Here is an 18,520-nt window from a genome sequence, read left to right on the forward strand (position 1 = left end):
GCCTCGGTCTCGTTCATCGTGGATGGCGCGGAGCGAGCTTCGGGCATGCCTTGGACCAAGCGACTGCACCTACTCAAAGGTGAAGGTGATGTCCGCTTCGGAGCACAAACGGCACTCAGTTTTCATGACTGCTCTGGGCGCTAAGCTGCCGACCGCTGTGCCGCCGTAGGGGATGGCCAGCGTATTGAGGGCTATCGTCATTATCTGCTGACCGGGACCTGCAACAGGGAGCCTTTGCTGTACAAGGCAGGGAGCGCACCGGTTCTCCTGGGATGGGGCATCCTTCCCCTGCATGATGCTGCGTTGATCCGGCTTCAACGAATCGGGGCGGCCGAACCAGTCAGCAGGGGGAGCAACACCATGTCGCCCGATATCGAACAAGCGAGAGCGTTCTTCACCGCATGCGAAGCGGGTCTGGGTTGGGATGCATGCCGTGCCTATTGCGCACCAGACGCCACGTTTTTAGCGCAGGCCGCTGCGCTGGCCGGCGTCACCACGGTGCAGCAGTACACCGAATGGATGCGTGACCTCCTCGAGGTTCTCACCGACGGCAGCTATGAGTTGAAGTCCTTCGCCGCTGATGAGGAGCGCGGCAATGTCTGCGCCTATGCCACCTTCTCTGGCACACATCTGGCTGGCGGGCCGATGCCGCCGACCGGCAAGGCCACGACAACCGATTATGTGTACGTGATGCAGTTCGAAGGCGGCAGGATCGTGCATATGACCAAGATCTGGAACTCCGGGTACGCCCTACGGGAGCTTGGCTGGGCCTGACCGGCAGTGGCTCTGCGGCGCCCGCGTCGGGCAGACGGTAGCCGCCTCCCGGCATCGCCCGGCCGCATTGCCATGGCCGGTCGAATTGCCGTCAGGGGTTCGCTGGACAGAGTAGAGGCGCCTGGCGTTGCGGCATTCTGTCCTGGTCGGCGGCCGCCAACAGCGGCAGCGCCGCGTCGTCCAGCCTGCGCACCTCCCACAGCGCCCGGCGTCGGGAGATGGGCCGCTCGTATAGCGCGGCACTGGAGCCTTACCGGCATCTTCAGACCTAATAGCCGCTGTTCCAGCACGGACCCGCTTATCCGAGCCGCCTCGCGCCCACCAGTAGGCTCCCTCCAGCAGCGTAGTCTCGCCGTATAAAATCTCACAGTGAAATTTTACTGTTGCATGGTTACGCTTCCTTGTTCAGAGTTCGGCATCCCAACTGTGGCCAAGCCTGACCCTGGGAGCCCTGTGCAGGGCCTTCGGTCATGGGGCGCGGGGAGGGCGACGATTCGCGGAAGATTGGAAGGCATGCCGACACACCATCCTGTTCTCATTGTCGGCGCAGGCCCGGTTGGGCTTGTTGCCGCAGCTGAATTGGTCCGCCTGGGCGTGCCTGTCCAAGTGCTGGAGGCCGGACCAGACCTCTCCGGGGAGATGCGCGGCTCCACCTTCCACGCGCCCACCCTGGACCTGTTGGATGGAATCGGCGCCGCCAAGGCGATGATCGGGCAGGGGATCGTCGCGCCCCGCATGCAGTACCGCAGCCGCAATCAGGGCATCATCGCCGACTTCGACTTCGGCGTGCTGTCCGACGTCACGCGCCATCCCTTCCGGCTGCAGTGCGAGCAGTTCAAGCTCACTCGAATCCTCCACAGCATGCTGACGGACAAGCCTGGCTTTTCCATTCGCTTTGACGCTCGGGTGGCCGGTTGCACCGACCATGGCGACGCGGTGGAGGTCCTGCTCGAGAACGGCGAGAAGATCACAGGGTCCTACGTCATCGGTGCCGACGGCGCCCGCAGCCCGATCCGCAAGTCCTCGAACATCGAGTTCGAGGGCTTCACCTGGCCGGAGCGCTTCCTTGTGCTCTCCACGCCGTTTGACTTCGCCACGCTGATCCCAGGGCTGGCCGATGTCTCCTACTACGCCGACCCGGAAGAGTGGTTCTTCCTGCTGAAAGTGCCCGGTGTGTGGCGCGCCATGTTTCCCGTTCCCGCCGAAGTCGAGGACGAGGAAACGATGACAGACGACTACGCGCGGGCCCGCTTCGCTCGCATCGTCCAGGGGCGCGACGATTACCCCATCCGCCACCGCACCCTGTACCGCGTGCATCAGCGCGTGGCGAAGACCTTCCGCCAGGGGCGCGTGATGCTCGCGGGCGATGCCGCCCACATCAACAATCCGCTCGGCGGCATGGGGCTGAACGGTGGCGTGCACGACGCCTTCAACCTGGCCGGGAAGCTGGCCCAGGTATGGCATGGCGAAGGGGGTGAGGAGTTGCTCGACCTGTACGACCGCCAGCGGCGGGGCGTCACGGTGGAGCATGTGCAGCGCCAGACCATCGCCAACAAGCAGAACCTGGAAGCCAAGGAGCCGGAGGCGCAGCGCGCCTTCCGTGAGCGGATGGCGGATACCGCCGCAGACCCGGCCAAGGCCCATGCCTACCTGATGGGTGTTTCCATGATCAATGGCCTGCGCCGCGCGGCCGAGATCCGCTGAACGCCGCACGAGAGCATCCAACATGACCGAACTGACTTTCGACTTCCTGAGCGTTGGCTCGGCGGACCGCCGCAGCGTCGCCATCAAGAGCTTTGTGATCGCAGGCTGGACCGGCCGCGATACGCACAAGCTGCAGGAGCATATCGAGGAGTTGCGCCTGCTAGGCGTCACCCCACCAGCGAGCACGCCCTGCTTCTACCCCGGCGGTAGGGAACTGCCGACAACCGCGGCAACGATCGACTGCCTTGGCGCCGAGTCCAGCGGAGAAGCGGAATTCGCCATCCTGGTGGACGAGGACGGCACATGGTGGGTCGGCATCGGCTCGGACCACACGGACCGCAAGGTTGAGACCTATTCGGTCGCCGTGTCCAAGCAGGTCTGCCCCAAGCCCATCGCACCCGTACTCTGGCGCTTCGACGAGGTGGCGGAGCACTGGGACCGGCTGGAACTACGTTCCTGGGTGCAGGACGGCGCTGACTGGACGCTGTACCAGGAAGGCGCTGTCGCCGCGATGCGCGACCCGCGCGATTTGGCGGCAGCTTACAAGGCGCTCGGCCGCGAGTTGCTCCCGGGCACCTTGATGCTGGGCGGCACGCTGGCGGCGATTGGCGGCATCCGCCCGCGCGCGGGCTTCCGCATCGAACTGCGCGATCCTGTGCTCGGGCGCGTGATCAACCACACCTACACGGCCAATTGGCTGGCTGAATAAGGCGGAAGCACATCATGCCGATTACCAAGGAACACCTTGAGTTCCATGTGCCTGATCTGAGCGCAGGCTGGGAGGTGCCGAAGGGTTATCCCGCAGGCATTCAGCAAAAGATCCTGGCTGGCAAGCTGGACGAGGAGAACAAGCGCGGCCACCGCACGCGCCTCCTGCGCTTCGAGCCTGGCGAGTTCACCACCGCACCCTTCGTGCATGACTACTGGGAAGAGGTTTGGCTGGTTTCCGGCGACCTGGTCGTTGGCAACGACGCACAGGGCAACGGCGGTGAGTCCTTTGACAAGGCGGCCTATGCCTGCCGCCCGCCTGGCGCCTATCACGGCCCCTTCAAGTCCAACACGGGCTGCACGCTGCTCGAGATTCACTATTACGACGAGACGCCGAAGTGAGTTCCGGAGGTCTGCCCACCCTTGATGGCCTGGCGGCCGACCTTGCCGCCGGACGGACCACCAGTCGCGCGTTGGTGGAGGAGCGCCTGGCGCGGATCGCCGATCCGGCCGGTGAGGGTGGGCGGACCTTCGTGCAGGTGGATACCAAAGGCGCTCTCGCGGCGGCCGAAGCCATGGACGCCTTGCGCGGGGCAGGGGCCGCACCGTCGCCTTACGCTGGTATTCCCGTTTCCGTGAAGGATCTGTTCGATGTCGTCGGGCAGGTGACCCGCGCGGGTTCTCGCGCGCTAGACGATGCTTCGGCGGCTACCACCGATGCCGTCGTGGTGGCCCGGCTGCGGCGTGCAGGGTTCGTGGTGGTGGGCCGCACCAACATGACCGAGTTCGCTTACTCGGGCCTGGGCATCAATCCGCATTACGGCACGCCGCGTAATCCCTGGCGCCGCGAGGAAGGCCATGTGCCCGGAGGTTCCTCCTCCGGCGCCGCGGTCTCCGTGACCGATGGCATGGCGCATGCGGCGCTGGGCACCGACACCGGCGGCTCCTGCCGCATCCCTGCGGCATTCACCGGTCTGGTCGGCTTCAAGCCTACAGCGCGGCGCGTTCCCTTGGTGGGCAGTGTGCCGCTGTCTACCACGCTGGACTCCGTCGGCCCGATTGCCCGCAGCACGCGCTGTTGCGCGATCATGGACGCGGTGCTCTCGGACGAGGCCATCGAGGCGCTGCCCGAGGTGCCGCTCGACGGGCTGCGCCTGCTGCTGCCCGAGACGGTGGCTCTGGACGGCGTCGAGGATGCGGTGGCCGCCGCCTTTGACGCCGCGCTCACCCGCCTGTCGCGCGCGGGAGTGCGCATCACGCGGGCCCCGGTTCCGGAGTTCGCTGAGGTGGCAGCCATGAACGCGTTGGGCGGGTTCACGGCTGCGGAAAGCTTCGCCTGGCACCGCCCGCTGCTGGCGCGGCGCGGCGAGGATTATGACCCCCGTGTCAGCAGCCGCATCCGCCGCGGCGCCAGCATGTCGGCCGCCGACTACCTGGACCTGGCGCAGGCCAGGGCGGATTTCGTGCGCCGTGTGTCCGCGCGGATCTCGGGCTTCGACGCGGTGGTCATGCCCACCACGCCGATCCTTCCACCGCGGATCCGCGACCTGGAGAGCGAGGCTGCCTACACGACTGCGAACCTGGCGGCGCTCCGCAACCCGACGCTGGTCAACATGATGGATGGCTGTTCCATCTCCGTCCCCGCGGCCCGCCCGCCGGAGCCTCCGGTGGGCCTGATGTTCGCCGCCGCGGCAGGGGGTGACCGCCGCCTGCTGGCCCTGGCGGCAGCCGTGGAGGCTTTGCTGGTGACCTGAGCGAGCACCGGCGCCTCGACCGGGGAAGCCCCCGGAATGCCTTTCGGGAAGCCAGTCACACGAGCCACGGCAACAAGGACCGTCAGAGTCCTGCCTGGCGCCGATCAATGGTTCAAGGAGGCAAAGCAATGTTGCGTGACACTGGGATCCGGCCCTGCCCGAAAGTACTCGCTCGGCTGGCACTGGCGGCCTTCGCCGCTGTCTCCGTCACATCCGCAGGCGGCACGGCGAAGGCGCAGGACAAATGGCCCGACCGCCCCATCCGCGTGTTGGTTCCTTTCGCGCCGGGCGGCGTCACCGACAGTATCGGGCGCCTCAGCGCTGAGTGGCTCGGCAAGTCGCTGGGTCAGCCCGCCCCGGTCGAGAACCGCAGCGGTGCCAATGGCGCCATCGCCGCCGAGGCTGTGGCGCGCAGTGCCCCTGACGGATACACGTTGCTCACCGCCAGCGCATCGCAGATGGTGATGCTGCCTGCTCTCATGCAACTGAACTTCGACCCGGCGAAGGATTTCGCGCCGGTGTCGATCGTTGCGAGCAATCCTATGGTCCTAGCCGTGAGTTCCTCGCTGAACGTCACCACGCTCAAGGATTTCGTGGCGCTGGCGAAGGTACAGGCAGGCAAGCTGGACTACTCCTCGGCAGGCAATGGCTCCTCCACGCATCTGGCGATGGCTTTGCTGATGAAGCGGGCGGGCATCGAGATGCAGCACGTTCCCTATCGTGGAGGCGCACCGGCCATGCAGGCCCTCCTGACAGGTGAGGTTGCCGCCTATTTCGGCAACCCCTCCGACATGATCCCACACCTCGGAGGCGGCCGCATCCACGTGCTGGCCGTGGCGGGGACAGAGCGTATCGCGAGCCTGCCCGGCGTCCCGACGGTGGCCGAAAGCGGCTATCCGGAGTTCCGTGCGGAAACCTGGAACGGCCTGGCTGCACCTGCCGGGACCCCTGCGGCCGCGATCCGGCGCATGGCCAGCGCCCTGGGCGAAGCTTGCGCTGACGCGAAGTTCCGGGATTCTCTGGAGCGCCTCGGCACCACGCCGGTCTGCAGCACGCCTGAAGCCTTCGCTGAGGCGATGCGGCGGGATGCGCCGCTTTGGCAGGAAGCCGTCCGGATCTCCGGCGCCCGCCTCGAGTGAGGCCGAAGGTGCCGTTGCGCGCCTCGTGCCCGGTCCTCGTGCCAAAACGGTTCTTGTAACGCGGGCCGGTGTGCCGCAAATCGGCACGACCGGAAAGAGGCGAGGAAACAAGGCGATGGGCGCACCGGTCATCAGGAACTCTCGGTGGCTGACACGTACCGCCAATCCGGCCACGAGTGGCTATTCGGAGCAGGCGCGGGCCGTGCCGTTGAAGGATCAAGCCTACGAGGTCATCCGCCATCAGATCATTACCTGCCGCTTCGCACCCGGCGAGAAGCTGAACGAGGCGCAGGTCGCTGAAGCTCTTGGGCTGAGCCGTATGCCGGTCCGCCATGCACTGGCGCGGCTTCGCCTGGAGGGGCTTGTGACCATCCGGCCCCGGAAAGGCATTGAGGTTCGTCCTATCGACCCGGCGGAACTGCTGCAGATCATTGAGGCGCGTACTGTCAACGAGTGTCATGCGGTGCGCCTCGCCGCCGCTCGTTTCACCGCAGAGGACGCCGCCGCCATAGATGGCGTCCTGCGCGACACCGAAGCCGCGCTGGGCCAGCATGACACCGAGGCTTTGATGCTGCTGGACAAGTCCTTCCACGCCGTCATCGCCCAGGCCTCCGGCAACACCGTGTTCCTGGACATCCTTGGCAATCTCCACGACCGCGCTGTGCGCTTCTGGTTCATCTCGCTGGAACAGGAAGCGCAGCAAAGCAGTGTGCTGCAGGAGCATCGATCCATTCGCGACGCTCTTGTGGCGCGCGATGCGAGCGCGGCCAGTGCGGCGATGGAGCATCACATCGCTGCGTTCCGCCGGAATGTCATGGTGCTGATAGGGCAGTGAAGCCAGTGTAAGGCGATCAACCGCCTTCATCGGACGGCGGCCAGATGTGATGACCAAGCCGATGTTACGCCGCCCTTGGCGGCCACCGGTCTGGCCTTGCGAGCGTGCGGCGGCGAAAGTGGCGCCCATGCGACTGCCGCTCCAATCACGGGTTCGGCGCCGCACCGGTACCCGGTGCACGCGGCGAGGATGATGGAAGCGGGAGGGCGACTGCTTCCTCCGCGTCAATCCTTGGCGGTCCGGCCGACGAGAGCGGTCCTACTCCAACCTGACGACTGGGCCTGCTAGGCGGGGGAGGCGGGCGCCGTCGGATTGGCCCGGCGGGCGTGCCGCTGCCTGAGCTGTCGCTCGCAACCTTGTCCTGCCGCTCGCAGGCGCCGCGGACGTTGCTCGGCTGCGGCTCCGGGAGCGGGAGGAGCCGGTCGCGGGTCGCGGCGGCCGCGCCGGGGAATACTTCGATCCCGGCGATCTGGCGCAACTCGGACATGGAGACGGCGCGCCACGCCATGCCCAGCGCGTTCTCGACGAGGTAGGCGGCCGCTCCGCGCCTGAGAATGTAGGCCGCCTTGTACAGGGAGGTTGTAAGCGTCAGCCGATGGCCGCAGGCTTCGCCTCTGGCCTGAAGTTCCACGGCAAGAGCTCTTCGATGCGGGTCACAGGGTGGCCGCACGCGAGGCGGTCGAGCACGGAGGTGATGTAGGCTTCGGGATTCAGGCCGTTGAGCTTGGCGGTCTCAGCGACGGTGTAGATGATGGCGGCGCGCTCTCCGCCAGTGTCGGATCCCACGAACAGAAAGTTCTGCCTCGTCACAGCGATGCCGCGCAGCAGCCGCTCCGAAAGGTTGTTATCGATCGAGAGCCTGCCATCCTCCAGGTAGCGTGCCAGGGCGTCCCACCTGTTGAGTGCGTACTGCATCGCCTTGCCCAGGGCCGACTTGCCCGAGAGGCGTCGACGCTGCGCCTGCATCCACGCGTGCAGCGCGGCGAGTAGCGGCTTGCTGCGAGCCTGGCGTGCGGTGAGGCGCTGCTGAGCAGGCTGGCCGTTGATCTCCGCTTCGATGGCATAGAGGGCGGCAATCCGTTGCAGCGCTTCCTCGGCGACGCTGACGTGTCTTTTGAGCTTCACGTCCGCTTTCGAGCGGGACGGCAAACCATTACTACTTCCGCTTTGGCGCGAAGCCGACGGTCCATAGAGTTGGCCATCTATGTCCGCTCGCCTATCACCTCCGGACATGCGCCGAGGGTATGGAGATGGCTGGAACTCCAAACTTTCGCGTGAGTGCAGCGGATAAGGCGGCTTCAGCGTAACCTTGGCGCGCGCCGCTGCTCTCTTTGCTCTGCTGCCTGATGGCGGGATGTGGTCCGCGGCGGCTCGGCGATGAAGGCCGGAAGTTGGCGCAGAGCATGCTCCACGGCAGTCGTCACGGGCTTGTTTCCCTGGCGTTTGGCCAAGTCGTTCCAGTCAGTTCCTCGGTCATCCGGCGAGAAGGTCGGCAGCGCGACAGCGCCCCCCACAGCCGCTGCCGCGGCTTCAGCCTTCTCCCTGCCGACGTTGGGGAGCGGCGGCGAGCGGCGCGGCAGATGGTGGTCATTGTCGCCCGCGATGACGATGGGCCGCTTTGGATCGTGGGCGCGGTACGCCTTGGCCACAGTCTCCAGGTTCGAGGCGTTGAAGGCGACCGCCACCGGCAGATGTGTCGCCGCATGCAAGGTCGCGCCTGTTGCATAGCCCTCTGCGATCAGCAGCGGCTGGCCAGATTTTGGCGTGCCGATCAGCGCGTGCCCGCCCTCGGTCCTGGCCCCTTTGAGAAACAGCTTGGACCCGTCTACCCCAATGCGCTGCAGCCCCCAGAGGCTGCCATCGATACCCTGCACCGGCACCAGCAGCCGGCCACGCGTATCCTGCCGGAGCCCGTGCGAGTGCACCCCTTTGGCCGCGAGATACGGATGGGCGGCCGCAGGTCTGGCTGCCTCCCAGAGTTTCTGGGCCAGCCGGGCCGCGCGTGCCTGCACGGCCTGCCGTTCCTTGGCGCGCTCGGCTGCCCGGACCGCGGTCTCCGCCGCAAGCGCTGAACGCTGCTCGGCGGTCAATGGCTTGCTCGGCCGATCCGCCTTCCAGCGGATCTCGGTGCCGGTCTTGTGGTTGCGAATGTAGCCCGCCGGCCAGCCATCCAAGTGCCCAACATAGGCGCCGGACTTCTGTCCTTTGCGGTCACCCTCGACCGGCACACGGCGGAGCGTCCCGTCCATCTCGACCGTCCCGGACACCTTGAGCCCCGCACGTTGTAGTTCGGCCACGAAACCGGCCATGGCCTCAGAGGCCGAGAAGGAAGCCGGCGTCTGGGGCGCGCGTGCCCGGGCTGGACGCGTTGAACGCCGCGGGCCGGCTGGAGCCGATGCTGGCGCTGGGGCTGTTGGAGGCGGCTCCATGGGCGCCTGACCTGGCGCCGGCACCGGTTGCAAGCTCGCGCTCTGCCGCAGGCCCTGCAGAGCTTCCTGGCGTTCGCCCAGCGCCACAGCCAGGCGGTCCGCGACCGCCGCGAGGACCTGTTCATCCCGCTTCCGCTGCGTGGGGCGCCGGAGGCTTGGCTTGCGCTCACGCTGCTGGATCAAGCGTTGCCAATAAGTGGACGGCTCAGTCGGCACCTGATTGGCCTGAGGCTTGCGGTACCTGGCCACAATGCCCCCCGCCCGGGTCTGCTCTGCCGCCGCCCTGTTGGTGAGCGCTGCGGCCGCAATTCGGGTCTGTGCAGCCGCAGATGACGCGGCCGGCCTCCCCCAGCCCCGCTGCTGGACCTGCTGTGCCAGGTCACGCAAGCTCCTCCAGCGCCCTTCCAGCACCTGCTTCAATCGCATCGCCATTTCACCCATGGCTTGCCTTTCCCGCTGCTGCCGCGTTCGCTGGGAGAGAGTGGTGGGCCGTTGTCCCGCCGCGTCCCGGACCTCTGCCCGGTGCAGTCCCCGCTGCAGGGACCGGGCTGCACCCCGGCTGACACCCTGCACCCGCTCCAGCAGCACCAGCGCGCTCGCCTTCTCCGGCTGCCGGGACAGGTTGCGTGCCATGTTCTCCCACACGTGCTCGGCCGCGATGGGCCGACGGTCGCCCAGCGCCCGGCGCTGTTGCACCTCGCGCCGCTCGGCGCCCTCCGAGGTGATGAGCCAGGAGCGATGGGTATGGCGACTCTCGGCCGTGTAGCCCTTGTAGCCCTGGATCGCGGCGGTGCCGCCCGGCAGGGCATTGATGTGCTCGTGGCTGGTGAGGCCCTGCGCCGCGTCGATGGTGAGCACATCGCCGGGCGCCAGCCGTGTCCTCCCCGTGCTGCGGTCCCGCAAACTGTCCCAGGTCACCAACCCGTCGTGGCCAGCAGCGGTTCGCAGCACCAGCCCTTCCGGCGTGACCGCCCGGAACTCCAGCACCGAGCCGTTATGGCCGATGTTGCCGCGCCCGCCGCTGAGCAACCGCGCGTTCACCCGGTCGAACAACCGCACCCGGTCCCCCGGCGCGAGCGTCAGGGTGTACTCTGACCTGGTCTGGTCTGTGGCCAGCAGGCTGACGCAATCGGCCCCGAGCTCCCCCATCGCTCGCCGCTGTTCTCGGATGGCGCTCGCGATGGCCCGGGCGTCGGCATTGGTTGGTGCCGAGACGCTGAGGGTGAACCCTGCGTCGCCAGCATGAGCCTCCCGCCGCGCCCGCCAGAGCGCCGCTACCCGCTGCACCGCCTCGCCGTAACCACCCGGCACCACCTCAGCCGTTCCGTCCTCACGCTTGAGCTCCAGAGCCTCGGCGGCCCGGCCAGCTCGGAACAGCCCGGCAATCTGCTGCTCGCGCTCGGACTGCTGCCGGCGCGTGGTCAGGATCTCGGGCACCGCTTCCGGGCCGAGCGCACGGCGCATCAGGGTGATCACCGGGCCGGCTTCGATGCTCTGACACTGCTTGTCGTCGCCCACGGCCACCAGCCGGAACCCGTGCCGCGCCCGCAGCCGCAGCAATGCCAGCATCTGCCGCGCGCCGACCTGGCCTAGCTCGTCCAGCACCACTACGCTGTTGCGGCCGAGGACGATCCGCTCCTCCTGCGCTGCCTTGAGGAAGCCGGCGAGCGCCAGGGTGCGGTCAATGCCAGCGGCCTTCAGCGGCTCGGCCTGCCGCCACGCCAGCGCGACGCCGATCACCGCGTCGCCTTGTGCCGTCCAAGCGTCTACCAGCGGCCGCAACAGGGTGGTCTTGCCCGATCCGGCCACGCCGATGGCCACGCCGACCGCGCCGCCGGTGCCGAGCCGCAGCATGGCCCGCCGCTGGGCTTGGCCGTGGGCGTCCAGGAAGCTCAGGCCAGCCTTCTGGGCGGCCTGCTGGATCGCGCGCGGTGAAAGCGCGCGGGACCGGTCACCGGCCGCTGTGCGGGCCAGATCGACTGCCTCCTGCTCCTGCTCCACATGCAGGGCCGTCGTCACCCGCACCTCGCCGCGGTCGCTCTCACGGCCCCAGATCAGGGCCGTCTGTTGCCCGTCCTGCCGCACCCCGTGCTGGCGCATGGTCCGGGTCAACGCATCCACATCTGCCCGCGCACCCTCGGCGCCTGGCGTCATGCCGGCCGCGATCAGCGCCCGGGCCGCAGCCGACCGCAGGTCGGCGCCGTTCAGCACGGCGCTGCGCCCGAACTCGGCCTCGAGTAAGGGTATGGCGTTCTCGTATCCTGCAGCCAGCCGTGCGCTGCGGTGGGGCAGGGGCGGTGTACCCTCCAGCCAGATGACGCTCTGGTGCCGCCAGCCCAGCGTCTCCGCCTGCTCCCGCCACGCCGCGAAGTCGGACAGGTCATCGGTCTTGCTCTTGCGGGCCGCATGGGTGCCGCCCTTCAGGAAGTCGATCCGCATCTCGGGCGTCATGCGGTCCCAGTCGAGCCCTCGCCGCACCGCCTCCTCGCGGGCGGCCTGTTCACCGTCGCGGGTCCGCTTGCTGAACTCCTGGCACACCGCCTCCGGGATCGCCGGCAGCCGCGCCATACCGGTGCGCTCCTCCAGCTCCACCGCGATGCTGGCCCGCGTCAGGTTGGCGGCCAGCTGCGCCTGGTACACGGCGCCATACTCATGGATGCGGGTGCGTGTGGCGGTGAGATCGAGCGCGCCGACATGACCGCCCTCCGTCACCACCAGGTTCGGCACGGCATTGTGGGTGTGCAGCTGCGGGTCGCCCGCCCCGGTCGGATCGCGGTCCGGGCGCAGCGTGTGCAGCTCCGTGACCGCCTCGCCCGTCACCGCGTCCGTGCGCACCACCTCGACGGTCGGCCGGGCGGTGAAGTGCTCGAAGCTGATCCAGCCGATGTGGCCCGGCTCGGCCGCGCCTTCGCCACCCTTGCCCCGCCGCGCCACGCCGATGTCCTGGGCGACGTAGCGCAGCGTCGCATCCACCGCCTCGCGATGCGCCTGCAGGATTGTCGCGCGCTCCGCCTCCGTTGGCGCAAAAGCCCAGGCCAGGCTGACACTCTTGGGCGCGGAGAAACACAGGTCGATGTAGCTGATGCTGCGGGTGGTGGTGGCGTCGTTGGTCACCAGCTCGGCCCCATCGGCCCGCCGCCCTCCAAGGATCTGGCTGACCTGCTCCAGGCTCAGCGTGCTGTGCGGCTCAAGGCCCAGCGCGGCGGCGAGCCTGGGGTGCATGTCGCGGCGCGGCTGCGGCCGGGTGCCCTGCCGCGGCGCCTCCGGTCCAGCCTCTCCCTCTGGACCCGTGCCGGCACCCAGTTCGACGGCGCGGTTCCGGGTGTAGTAGTCCGCCATGTCCACAGCCGGCTGCGACAGAGTTTCCTCCATCAGGTGATCGGCCATGGCGCGACCACCGGACGGAGCAGAACTGGCGGCGCCTTTGCGGAAGGTCAGCACCGGCGCAGATGCTCAATGCTGTCCGCGCTGCACAGCGGCTTCTTCTTCGACATCCTCGCGGGTGGGCATGCCGGTCGCGGCTGCCTCGATCCGCTGCAGAACTGCGGTCTGCTCATCCAGTCGCGTCACGATCTGCTGCAGCAGATCGGGCAGGGGGCTGTCCTCCGGCTCCTCGGTCGCTGCCTCCAGGATGCGTTCCAGCATCTCGGTGTGTGTCGCTTGCGTCTCGGCCATCATGCGCAAGCCTTGGGTCAGCACCTCAACGGTTTCGTGCAAGTGCCTCAGTTCGGTCGAGAGAGGATCAGCCACGCCGTACTCCATCTGCTCACTCGGTGCGACATCAGGACGTCCCGATGCGATCAAACGCAAGCACCTTCTAGGTTGCATTGGTCTGTCGAAGATTCCTCCCAAGCGGATTGGCCAATTCACTTACCAGAGACCAAAGTGATGATGTTGCGATCAGGTCCTGATTTGTGTCGACTCAGTCGCGACCGTGTGTCGACTGTGTCCTGCTTCTGTGTCGTGTGCATCAGCATCTTCTTCAAACCTTGTGTCGCATGTGTCGCGAGTGCGTGTAGGCTGTGTGCGGATTTGTTCGCGAGGCCCTTCAGGCTTGCATTGCATCGCCAGTCTGTTTCAGGCTGCGGGAGGCGCGAAACAGATCAGGGAGCGCGCATGCCCGAGACCAACGCTGTCACAGTTGCTGACAGAGCTCGAAAGTTCTTTGCTGACCTGCCCGGACGCTCGCCGCTGCTCGATTGGATGCGGCAGAACCACGCGGTGATCACACACCAGCTGCAAACCAGTCGGCCACGCTGGGCCGGCATTGCCCAGGCACTGGCCCAACAGGGGGTGCGCGATGCCAAGGGCCAACCGCCCAAAGGTGAGACCGTGCGGCGGGCCTGGCAGCGGGTCACCGCCCACCAGACGGCAGCAGGGCGTGAGCAACGGCCGGTGCGAGCGGAGGCGACGACGGTGCCGCAGACCGCCCAGGCTTCTCCGGCAGTAACCAGCGAGCCGACCTATCAGCCAACAGTTCCAACGGCTCCTGGGTCGTCGGGGGCCTCGTCACCGGTCCAGCAAGACGTGCCGGTGCGACCGGCGACATCCGTCTTTGATCCCATGGAAGGTGCCTTCGAGCCCGCCAGACCGCCACGCCGGTTCCGGCCGGTCAGCCTTCGCTAATTGCCAGAGGACACCCGCGCCATGACGTCATCCTCTCCCGCCCACGGACCGGCGTTTTGGGCTGGTGCTTCCCCCGCGCCGCGCCTGTTCAGCCGCAGCCGCTCTCTGGAGCATGAGCCTGAGATCCCGGTCGGGCCGGCGGCGCTGCACCGATCCGAGGCATCCACCATGCTGCCCGCCGTGTCGGCGGTGGATCTCGGCGGCGGCCCCACAGCGGTTTTCGTCATGGGACCGGGCCGCAGCGGCAAGACCACCCTGCTGCGCTACGTGGTGGAAACCATGAAGCCGGATAGGCCGGCGCTGGCCGCGGCCCTTGATCCCCATAACCGTTCGCTGGCTGCCTTCCTGAACAGCGTGGAGCAGCCACCGACCCATGAGCCGGCGGGCGTGGCCCGGTGGGCTGAGGAACTGCTGGCCTTTGTGATGGCCGAACAGCATTCGACCCTACTCGATATGGGGGGCGGCGACCTCAGCATGGGCCGGCTGCTGGCGGACGTGCCCGACCTTGTCGGCAGCCTGGAAGGGGCGGGCGTGCATCCCGTGGCGCTTTACACGCTGTCGCCGCGGGTCGATGATCTCGGCATCCTGGCAAGCTATGAGGCCCAGGGCTTTCAACCGAAGGCCACGGCGCTGATCCTGAACGCGGGGCTCGCGGACCCCACCGTGCCGCGCGAAGACGCCTTCGCCCGCGTGCTGCGGCACAGCGTCTTCCAGGCGGCGCTCGCCCGCGGCGCGGTGCCGCTGTGGATGCCGCGCCTGGACGCGACGGTGGCCGCCGAGATCGAGGGTAAGCGCCTGCGCTTTGGCCAGGCTCGGGACGGACAAGCGCCCGAAGGCCAGCCGGACGCCATTCTGGGGCCCTTCAACCGCTCTCGTGTGCGCAAGTGGATGAGTGACATGGAGGCAGCGCTTGCCCCCCTCCGGAGCTGGCTGCCGTGAGCATCACAGTGGAGGGCGCGCCGGCCGCGCCCTCTGCTCCGCAGCCGGCGATCGGTCACGCACAGGCGGCGCTGCGGCAGGCAACCGCGCGGGCGGAGATGGAAGGCGACCCGCTGCGGCCGGTGCTGGCCGCTCTGTCGGCCAGCCTGGGTGCCATGGATGGGCTGCTGGCGCAGGCAGAAGCCCACCGGCAGCCGCTGGACGCCAAGGAACGCGCCGAGATGGTGCGGCAGGTGGTGCAGGTCACCCGGGCCGACCTCCTCCGCTTGGCGGGGCTGCGGGCCCGGCGGCTGGCCATCATGGCGGGCGCTGGAGCGGCCACGCTGCTGCTGAGCGCTGTGGCCATTGGCTATCTCTCTGGTCAGGCAGCCGAGCGGTCCGGCATCCAGTCGGCCTCGGCCGTGATCCAGTCGGCGCTGTCAGACGGCGCTGCGTCGGGGCAGGTCTGGGCGGAGGCGATCCGGCGGAACGACCTGCCGGCGCTGTTGCAGCGCTGCCAGGGCGAGGCGGTTTGGACCGATGTCAGCACGGGCCGGCGGGTCTGCGCCGTGCCGCTGTGGCTGGATGATGACCCACACGCCCGGCCAGCAGGCCCCCAGGGCCCTTAAGCGATGAGGCAGGTGCCATGCTGAAAAGCCGGCCCTGGCTGCGTGCGCTGGCGGCAACTATCTGCTTCCTTTTGGCGCCCATCCTGTTCATCGGATGCGGCCCGGCCCGGCTCCTGTTGCTCATGATCGCAGTGCTGAGTCATCTGGCAGCGCTGATGCTGGTGCTGAACTCAGCGCTGACCTGGCGTCGTTCCGATACTTGGGAGGTGCTGGCGATGGCCTACGGTCTTGCCATGGCCGGTACCCTCTGCCTGGGATTGCGTGGGCGGATCCGCAGAACGCGGACCTTCTAAGGCCACAGGTTTCCTATCCAGCGGCGCCAGGCCTTGCTCTGCTCTGACGGAGAGCGGCTATTCATTACCACCACTATATTGGCGTTAAAAAGTTGAAGCGCTAAATTCGTGGGCTTCGTACCAGGACCGCTCCCATGCCGCGCCGTACCACTGTTCCCGAGATGCAAACCGAACCTGCGGTGGAGGCCACACCGGCCAAACGCCGTCCTGGCCGGCCATCGCCCGGAGATACTGTGCCGCTGACGTTGCGACTACCGCGCGCGCAACTGGCGCAACTGGCCGAAGAAGCCGGCCGGCGTTCCATGAACTCAGGGCGTAACATCACGCCGCAAGCGGTGATCATGGACCTCATCACCGACTTTCTGGCCACGAAGCCATAGGCGCCAATCGACAAAACCTCACGGCCTAGTGATATATTTTAGACGTTAAAATGTTTGAACGCTGAAAACGGTTGGCTTAAAGTTCTTCCAGACGCGGCGTTGGGCCTCGTCGACAAGAGCAAGGTGCTCCACCATGACGTTTTTTCGTCCTCGTTCCTCCTTTAACATTCACCAGGGTGGCCGCTCCGCCCTCTCGAATGAGGCGCTCTCCTGCCTTGCCCCGTCCGCCTTCGCCACCGGTAAGCACGAGAGCCGCAGCGAGCGCTATGCCTACATCGCAACCTCCGAGGTGATCGACGGCCTGCGCGCCAACGGCTTCTTGCCTGTCTTCGCAAAGCAGGGCCGTTCGCGCATTGAAGGCAAGGAGGCTTTCACCAAGCACCTGATTCGCTTTCGCTACCAGGGGCAGGGACCGGCTCTGCAGCGGGTTGGCGAGGTGTTTCCCGAGGTCGTGCTGGTGAACAGCCATGACGGCACCAGCGCCTACCAGCTGATGGCTGGCATGTTTCGCCTCGCGTGCCTCAACGGCATGGTGGTGGCTGATCGCGAGCTGGCCACCGTCAAGGTGGCTCACAAGGGCGACGTGGTGCGCCAAGTGATCGAAGGCTCCTACACCGTGCTGGAGGAATCGAAGCGGGCGCTGCAGGCGGCCGATGAATGGGCCGGCGTGACGCTGAACCAGACCGAGCGGATGATCATGGCCGAAGCCGCGCACACGCTCCGCTTCGCCGATGAAGAGGGCCAGACCACCACGCCCGTTCGGCCCGAACAATTGCTGGATATCCGCCGTCAGGCTGATCGTAGCGGCGATCTCTGGACCACCACCAATGTGGTGCAGGAGAACATCATTCGCGGTGGCCTCACCGCTTACGGACGGGACAGCAACAATCGCCGCCGCCGGGTGACCACGCGGGAGGTGCGCGGCATTGATCAGGACGTGAAGCTGAACCGGGCACTCTGGGTGCTGGCGGAGCGGATGGCCGAGCTCAAAGGCGCTGCCGCGTAACAGCCAGGGGCGGGGAGAGATCCCCGTTTCCTTTTGTTTCTGCCACCACCTGCCGCGGAAAGTGCCGACCATGAACACCAAAGCCCTACCCTTTCTGGGCCAGCCCCTGATCCTGCAGGACGAAGCCGGTAACGGTGTGGCGCTCGGCACAAGCGCTGCCGATCCTGCCTTTCTGTGTGCCGTCATCCAGGACGTTGCCGGCCGCGCCATCATTGCCAACCTGATCGACGCAGAGAGTGAGGCGTTCCTATTGGAGCTGTTGCATCAGCGGCAGGCCATCCGCGCCGCGGCTGCAGTGCCAAGCTTCCGCGGTGATCTGGGCGGGGCAGGGAGAACATGAACGCAGCGTCAGCGACGGGAGCAGGCTACGGCCTGCTCTTGCCGTTCTGGGCGTCCAAGCGCGCCTCCTCTCTGCGTCAGTCGAAGCTGGGCGGCTTCTGGCGTTGCATCACGCTTTGGCGCACGGCACTGTCCGGGCCCATGACGATGACCCCGGAACGCTTCACCGAATGCCTTGATCTGATCGGCTGGACAAAGCGTGGCTTGGCCCGCCATTTGGGCTGTGACGCAGCGGCGGTGCGGCGGCTGGCCAATGGGCATCGGCCGATTGGATCCGACCTTGAAACGTGGCTGGAAGTCCTGGCGGCGGTGCATGCGCCGCTGTCTCCTGAGCTTCGCGAGATCGCTGCCAGCATGGGCTGCGACCGCGGTGAATTTGTGCGCTATCCACGAGGTGTCCGGCCCATCACGGATCCGGAGGCGGAGTTGCTGCGGAAGGTTGCGGCGGCACATGCTGCCGCACCGCTTCCGCAAAGATGGCTCCACCCTGATGGATCGAAGCTTGAATCTCCCGAATAAAGCCTGAAGCAACGCGTCAGACTGCTGCTGGATCGGTTTCAGGCAAGCTCGCGCAGAAGAACTCGTTCTGGCCTTTAGCCATGTTCAGGCGCCAGCGTGTAAGATGACGAAGTGCGCCACTTCACCCGCATCGCTGTCCTGAAACAACCGCAGCAGCCGGCGCATCTGCCGCTAACTCGGTCCCAGCAGCCTGCCGCCGACGCCACGCTGAGCCGGTTTGCCACAACTTCTGCCAGGACCTCAATCCGGCGTAACTCGCGCTTGCTCAGTTTGACCCAGCGACCGCCAGCCTCTTGACCTCCCCGACCAGGGCAGGAGACTGACACTTCTGGCTTGCTCAGGACTGAGATTCTAACTTTGCGCCTACAGAGAAAGGTCGCGTAACCTCTATTCCGCAATTCTGATAAGAAACGTCCTATAGACAATCTTGTAATTCGGAGGCCGCGGCTTCAACCCTCCATGCCAAC

18 protein-coding genes are annotated in these 18,520 nt (G+C 66.9%); 15 read left to right on the top strand and 3 right to left on the bottom strand.

What is annotated here, in order from left to right:
* Positions 1 to 360: 360 nt before the first annotated feature.
* The 7 genes from D9598_RS18780 (at position 361) to D9598_RS18810 (ending at position 6,914) form a co-directional block, all read left to right on the top strand.
* Positions 361 to 774 carry an ester cyclase gene (locus D9598_RS18780; protein WP_198368075.1) on the top strand — a complete coding sequence of 138 codons (414 nt, stop codon included), beginning with the start codon at positions 361 to 363 and terminating at the stop codon, positions 772 to 774.
* 513 nt (positions 775 to 1,287) lie between these two features.
* Entirely contained in the window at positions 1,288 to 2,478 is a 1,191-nt protein-coding gene (locus D9598_RS18785; protein WP_198368076.1) for an NAD(P)/FAD-dependent oxidoreductase, read from the top strand.
* Between the two features lie 22 nt (positions 2,479 to 2,500).
* Positions 2,501 to 3,187 (top strand): DUF2848 domain-containing protein, encoded by a 687-nt coding sequence (locus tag D9598_RS18790; RefSeq protein WP_198368077.1) that lies wholly within the window; start codon positions 2,501 to 2,503, stop codon positions 3,185 to 3,187.
* Positions 3,188 to 3,201: 14 nt separating this feature from the next.
* Positions 3,202 to 3,588 carry a cupin domain-containing protein gene (locus D9598_RS18795; protein ID WP_198368078.1) on the top strand — a complete coding sequence of 129 codons (387 nt, stop codon included), beginning with the start codon at positions 3,202 to 3,204 and terminating at the stop codon, positions 3,586 to 3,588.
* Positions 3,585 to 4,940, top strand: a complete 1,356-nt coding sequence (locus D9598_RS18800; protein WP_198368079.1) for an amidase — start codon at positions 3,585 to 3,587, stop codon at positions 4,938 to 4,940. Before D9598_RS18795 ends, D9598_RS18800 begins: the two co-directional genes overlap by 4 nt.
* Before the next feature lie 128 nt (positions 4,941 to 5,068).
* Positions 5,069 to 6,079 (top strand): tripartite tricarboxylate transporter substrate binding protein, encoded by a 1,011-nt coding sequence (locus tag D9598_RS18805; RefSeq protein ID WP_198368080.1) that lies wholly within the window; start codon positions 5,069 to 5,071, stop codon positions 6,077 to 6,079.
* 115 nt (positions 6,080 to 6,194) lie between these two features.
* Positions 6,195 to 6,914: a GntR family transcriptional regulator gene (locus D9598_RS18810; RefSeq protein WP_198368081.1), complete on the top strand. Its 720-nt coding sequence runs from the start codon at positions 6,195 to 6,197 to the stop codon at positions 6,912 to 6,914.
* 588 nt (positions 6,915 to 7,502) lie between these two features.
* On the opposite strand, the gene D9598_RS18815 is transcribed toward D9598_RS18810, so the two are convergent.
* The 3 genes from D9598_RS18815 to D9598_RS18825 form a co-directional block, all read right to left on the bottom strand.
* Positions 7,503 to 8,063 (bottom strand): transposase, encoded by a 561-nt coding sequence (locus D9598_RS18815; RefSeq protein ID WP_198368082.1) that lies wholly within the window; start codon positions 8,061 to 8,063, stop codon positions 7,503 to 7,505.
* A 149-nt stretch (positions 8,064 to 8,212) separates the two neighbouring features.
* Complete coding sequence (gene mobF, locus D9598_RS21525; protein WP_198368083.1) at positions 8,213 to 12,784, bottom strand: MobF family relaxase; 4,572 nt, start codon at positions 12,782 to 12,784, stop codon at positions 8,213 to 8,215.
* A 12-nt stretch (positions 12,785 to 12,796) separates the two neighbouring features.
* Complete coding sequence (locus tag D9598_RS18825) at positions 12,797 to 13,093, bottom strand: hypothetical protein (protein ID WP_198368084.1); 297 nt, start codon at positions 13,091 to 13,093, stop codon at positions 12,797 to 12,799.
* A gap of 366 nt (positions 13,094 to 13,459) precedes the next feature.
* Between D9598_RS18825 and D9598_RS18830 the strand changes: the two genes are divergently transcribed.
* The 8 genes from D9598_RS18830 (at position 13,460) to D9598_RS18865 (ending at position 18,053) form a co-directional block, all read left to right on the top strand.
* Entirely contained in the window at positions 13,460 to 13,969 is a 510-nt protein-coding gene (locus D9598_RS18830) for a hypothetical protein (protein ID WP_198368085.1), read from the top strand.
* Between the two features lie 168 nt (positions 13,970 to 14,137).
* Complete coding sequence (locus tag D9598_RS18835; RefSeq protein WP_198368086.1) at positions 14,138 to 14,908, top strand: hypothetical protein; 771 nt, start codon at positions 14,138 to 14,140, stop codon at positions 14,906 to 14,908.
* Positions 14,905 to 15,516: a hypothetical protein gene (locus tag D9598_RS18840; protein WP_198368087.1), complete on the top strand. Its 612-nt coding sequence runs from the start codon at positions 14,905 to 14,907 to the stop codon at positions 15,514 to 15,516. Before D9598_RS18835 ends, D9598_RS18840 begins: the two co-directional genes overlap by 4 nt.
* Before the next feature lie 17 nt (positions 15,517 to 15,533).
* On the top strand, positions 15,534 to 15,809 hold the full coding sequence (locus D9598_RS18845) for a hypothetical protein (protein WP_198368088.1): 276 nt from the start codon (positions 15,534 to 15,536) through the stop codon (positions 15,807 to 15,809).
* A 134-nt stretch (positions 15,810 to 15,943) separates the two neighbouring features.
* A complete protein-coding gene (locus D9598_RS18850; RefSeq protein ID WP_198368089.1) occupies positions 15,944 to 16,189 on the top strand; it encodes a hypothetical protein in 246 nt (81 codons plus the stop codon).
* Positions 16,190 to 16,322: 133 nt separating this feature from the next.
* Positions 16,323 to 17,195, top strand: a complete 873-nt coding sequence (locus D9598_RS18855) for a DUF932 domain-containing protein (protein ID WP_198368090.1) — start codon at positions 16,323 to 16,325, stop codon at positions 17,193 to 17,195.
* A 70-nt stretch (positions 17,196 to 17,265) separates the two neighbouring features.
* Positions 17,266 to 17,535 carry a hypothetical protein gene (locus D9598_RS18860; RefSeq protein WP_198368091.1) on the top strand — a complete coding sequence of 90 codons (270 nt, stop codon included), beginning with the start codon at positions 17,266 to 17,268 and terminating at the stop codon, positions 17,533 to 17,535.
* Positions 17,532 to 18,053, top strand: a complete 522-nt coding sequence (locus tag D9598_RS18865; protein WP_198368092.1) for a hypothetical protein — start codon at positions 17,532 to 17,534, stop codon at positions 18,051 to 18,053. Before D9598_RS18860 ends, D9598_RS18865 begins: the two co-directional genes overlap by 4 nt.
* The last annotated feature ends 467 nt before the right edge of the window (positions 18,054 to 18,520 follow it).

The organism is Roseomonas sp. KE0001 (assembly GCF_016107285.1).
GTDB lineage: Bacteria > Pseudomonadota > Alphaproteobacteria > Acetobacterales > Acetobacteraceae > Pseudoroseomonas.

Bases quoted from the DNA above. Each gene is read 5' to 3' on its own strand.
- D9598_RS18780 (WP_198368075.1), top strand. From the start codon at position 361: ATGTCGCCCGATATCGAACAAGCGAGAGCGTTCTTCACCGCATGCGAA.
- D9598_RS18785 (WP_198368076.1), top strand. From the start codon at position 1,288: ATGCCGACACACCATCCTGTTCTCATTGTCGGCGCAGGCCCGGTTGGG.
- D9598_RS18790 (WP_198368077.1), top strand. From the start codon at position 2,501: ATGACCGAACTGACTTTCGACTTCCTGAGCGTTGGCTCGGCGGACCGC.
- D9598_RS18795 (WP_198368078.1), top strand. From the start codon at position 3,202: ATGCCGATTACCAAGGAACACCTTGAGTTCCATGTGCCTGATCTGAGC.
- D9598_RS18805 (WP_198368080.1), top strand. From the start codon at position 5,069: ATGTTGCGTGACACTGGGATCCGGCCCTGCCCGAAAGTACTCGCTCGG.
- D9598_RS18810 (WP_198368081.1), top strand. From the start codon at position 6,195: ATGGGCGCACCGGTCATCAGGAACTCTCGGTGGCTGACACGTACCGCC.
- D9598_RS18830 (WP_198368085.1), top strand. From the start codon at position 13,460: ATGCCCGAGACCAACGCTGTCACAGTTGCTGACAGAGCTCGAAAGTTC.
- D9598_RS18835 (WP_198368086.1), top strand. From the start codon at position 14,138: ATGCTGCCCGCCGTGTCGGCGGTGGATCTCGGCGGCGGCCCCACAGCG.
- D9598_RS18845 (WP_198368088.1), top strand. From the start codon at position 15,534: ATGCTGAAAAGCCGGCCCTGGCTGCGTGCGCTGGCGGCAACTATCTGC.
- D9598_RS18850 (WP_198368089.1), top strand. From the start codon at position 15,944: ATGCCGCGCCGTACCACTGTTCCCGAGATGCAAACCGAACCTGCGGTG.
- D9598_RS18855 (WP_198368090.1), top strand. From the start codon at position 16,323: ATGACGTTTTTTCGTCCTCGTTCCTCCTTTAACATTCACCAGGGTGGC.
- D9598_RS18860 (WP_198368091.1), top strand. From the start codon at position 17,266: ATGAACACCAAAGCCCTACCCTTTCTGGGCCAGCCCCTGATCCTGCAG.
- D9598_RS18865 (WP_198368092.1), top strand. From the start codon at position 17,532: ATGAACGCAGCGTCAGCGACGGGAGCAGGCTACGGCCTGCTCTTGCCG.